Raw genomic sequence first — 3,127 nt, forward strand, 5'->3', positions numbered from 1 at the left:
GGTCTCCACCTCCAGGTAGTCCCGGTCGTCCAGATACTTGCGCACGTGCTTGATGAAGGCGGTGCGGATCTGGAAGGTGCGGCGCACGTCCTCGTTCATAATGAGATCCACGTACCGTTGGCGGTAGCGCATCTCCTTGTCGGTGAGGCCGTGGAACTTCTCGGGCAGAGGCTGAAGGGACTTGGAGAGAAGGGTCACCTTATGGGCCTTCACAGAGATCTCGCCCCGCTTGGTCTTGAAGACCTCGCCTTCCACACCTACGATGTCGCCGATGTCGGTCTTCTTGAACTTGGCGAAGGCCTCCTCGCCCAGCTCGTCCACGCGGACATACAGCTGGATGCGGCCCTTGCCGTCCTGCAGGTCGCAGAAGATGGCCTTGCCCATGCCGCGCTTGGACATGATGCGGCCGGCGATGGAGGTCTCGGAGCCCTCCAGGGCCTCGAAGTTCTCCTTAATATCGGCAGAGTGATGCTTCACCACATATTTGGTGATCTGGAAGGGGTCCTGGCCCGCCTCCTGCAGCTCTTTGAGCTTAGCGCGGCGGATCAGTCGCTGTTCGGACAGGTTCTGCTCTTCGGGCTGATTGACGCTTCTCTCTTCAGTACTCATTGTTCTTGCTCCTTACTTTTGAATCTCTAGGATACGATACCTTAATACACCGGCGGGAGCTTCCACCTGGACCTCCTCGCCTACCGCACAGCCCAAAAGGGCTTTTCCGAAGGGAGAATCCTCGGAAATGCGGCCGTTCATGGGGTCGGCCTCCTGAGAACCTACCACCTGGTAGGTCTCCTCCTCCTCAAACTCCAGGTCCAGCACCTTGACGGTGGAACCCAAACGGACGGAGTTGGGGTCGCTCTCATGCTCCTCGATAATCACATAGTTGGCCAGGATGTTCTCCACCTCCGCAATGCGGGAGTAGAGCTTGCCCTGCTCGTTCTTGGCCTCGTCGTACTCGCTGTTCTCAGACAGATCGCCGAAGGAGCGGGCTTCCTTGATCTGATCGGCCACCTCTTTTTCACGGACGGTTTTCAGATAATTCAGCTCCTGTTTCAATTCCTCCAAGCGCTCAGCGCTGAGTTTGAATTCTTTCGCCATGTCGATCGCGCACACCTTTCCTTGATTGCTTTTACTCTATCAGGATGGAGCCAATACGGACTCCCATAAATTCAGAACGAAAACACTCCGCTACGTTAATACGATATTATATGTAGTTTACCACCTCCTGTCAAGTTAATAATTTGGTATTAGGTGGCAGAACGTTGAGCTGCTCCTGACCGATCCGTCCCTCCTCCCACAGCAGGGCCAACAGGGGGAGCCGGTCCAATCCGGAAGGCAGCGTTTTCCCTCTGATGGCAGGCAGAAAGCCCGCCAGATCGGGTATGGGACCGTACAGTCGGAACACCGTCTCCCCTTCCGCCGCAGACGGGCCGAAGCACAGGGTCACATCGGCCTCCACCCTGTCCGGAGGACGCACCGCGGCCCCAAATTCCGCCCTCAGCCAGGCGGCCAGTTCCTCCCCCTCCTCCCCGGCGTCTACCACTAGATCCCGCACTTGGGAACATAACTGCTCTGCCGCCCGGAACAGGGCGGGACTCACCTCCGGCCCGGACAGCAGCACCGCCGCCCGTTCCGGCTTCCGGTCCCGGCAGCGCAGGGCCGCCAAGGCCAGCGCAGGGGCCATCATCTGGCAAAAAGCCTCCGTCTCCATTGGACGCAGGCCCGCCTCCTCCAGCGCCTCCCAGTAGGGAAATTCCGCCTGGGTCAGCACCCGGCGCACCCCCCTCCGGACCAGCTCTCTGGCTCCCCGGGCCACCCGCCGCAGCCGGGCCCGCTCCCTCATCCCCTCCCGCACCGGCACTGTGGCCCGCTGACAGGGCAGTCCCAGCAGCCAATCCCGTTCTACCCGGACTCTACGGCCCTTTTCCGCCTTCCATTCCATGATTCCCACCATAGTGTCACCTCGCCTACAGCCTATGCTTTTTCCTTTCTGGTATGCCGCTCTACTTTTCCGGCTCTTTACAATGCCTTACCTTGATTTTGCACACCTTTACCGTAGGATGATAGCGCTTAATTTTTCCTTCGGGTATGATGCATATGTCTCTGGAGAGATTAAGATTGAACCCGATTTTGGAGGAATCAAACATGAATTGGAAGCGTCCCCTGGCAATCACCCTGGCCGCAGCGTCCTTCGGCACCGCTCTGGCCGCCTGCAGCGCCCCTGCCGCCTCTACCCCCGAAGCCAGCGCCACCCCCACGGTGGAGGCACAGAATCTGTCCAATCAGTCCGTTAAAGCCCCCAAGTATGTATTTCTGTTCATCGGTGACGGCATGAGCTATCCCCAGATCCAGTCCACCGCCGACTACCTGGGTGCTCTGAATGACGCCGACTACTGGCAGGCCGAGCCCAGTCTGGACGACAACGGCGGCGCCGTTCTGGACGGCCCCTCCTATCTGAACTTTATGAACTTTGAGGCCGCCGGTTCCGCTGTTACCTATGACTCCAACAGCTTCTGCCCCGACTCCGCCTCTACCGCAACCTCCATTTCCACCGGCCACAAAACCTATTCCGGCACCATCAACATGGATGAGACCGGCACCACCCCCTATGAGACCATCGCCGAGAAGGTCCACGACCAGCTGGGCATGAGCGTGGGCGTCATCTCCTCCGTCAACCTGAACCACGCCACTCCCGCCGCCTTCTATGCCCATCAGGCCAGCCGCAACGACTACTACGAGATCGGCCTGGAGCTGGTGGATTCCGGCTTTGAGTATTTTGCCGGCGGCGGTCTCCTCAAGCCCACCGGCGCCGACGAGGACCAGGAGGACCTGTACGCCCTGGCCGAGCAGGCCGGCTACAACGTGGTCAAGACCCAGGCCGAGGCCGAGCAGGTCACCGAGGGCCCTGTGATCATTGTTGACGAGCATCTGGCCGACGGCGACGCCATGGCCTACGAGCTGGACCGCACCGACGATATGTGGTCCCTGGCTGACCACGTCTCCAAGGGCATCGAGGTGCTGGAGCAGGATGAGGACGGCTTCTTCATGATGTGCGAAGGCGGCAAGATCGACTGGGCCTGCCACGCCAACGACGCCGCTTCCACCATCCACGACACCCAGGCCTTCGCCG

The 3,127-nt window shown here is 59.9% G+C and carries 4 protein-coding genes; 1 reads left to right on the top strand and 3 read right to left on the bottom strand.

Annotated features, from left to right (window positions below):
* The 3 genes from IHN22_RS12400 to IHN22_RS12410 form a co-directional block, all read right to left on the bottom strand.
* Window positions 1-609: OB-fold nucleic acid binding domain-containing protein (locus tag IHN22_RS12400; protein WP_300986640.1), on the bottom strand; the 609-nt coding region annotated here is incomplete at its 3' end.
* A gap of 12 nt (window positions 610-621) precedes the next feature.
* Entirely contained in the window at window positions 622-1,095 is a 474-nt protein-coding gene (gene greA / locus IHN22_RS12405; protein WP_191435672.1) for a transcription elongation factor GreA, read from the bottom strand.
* A gap of 130 nt (window positions 1,096-1,225) precedes the next feature.
* Window positions 1,226-1,951: a hypothetical protein gene (locus IHN22_RS12410; protein WP_191435673.1), complete on the bottom strand. Its 726-nt coding sequence runs from the start codon at window positions 1,949-1,951 to the stop codon at window positions 1,226-1,228.
* A gap of 191 nt (window positions 1,952-2,142) precedes the next feature.
* Here IHN22_RS12410 and IHN22_RS12415 point away from each other — a divergent pair.
* On the top strand, window positions 2,143-3,127 hold a 985-nt coding region (locus IHN22_RS12415; protein WP_191435674.1), incomplete at its 3' end, for an alkaline phosphatase.

The sequence above is a fragment of the Flavonifractor sp. An112 genome (assembly GCF_904377885.1).
GTDB classification, from domain to species: domain Bacteria; phylum Bacillota; class Clostridia; order Oscillospirales; family Oscillospiraceae; genus Flavonifractor; species Flavonifractor avicola.

What these genes read in the sequence shown, in the direction of transcription:
- greA (WP_191435672.1), bottom strand. Translation starts at nt 1,095, where the DNA reads ATGGCGAAAGAATTCAAACTCAGCGCTGAGCGCTTGGAGGAATTGAAA.
- IHN22_RS12410 (WP_191435673.1), bottom strand. Translation starts at nt 1,951, where the DNA reads ATGGTGGGAATCATGGAATGGAAGGCGGAAAAGGGCCGTAGAGTCCGG.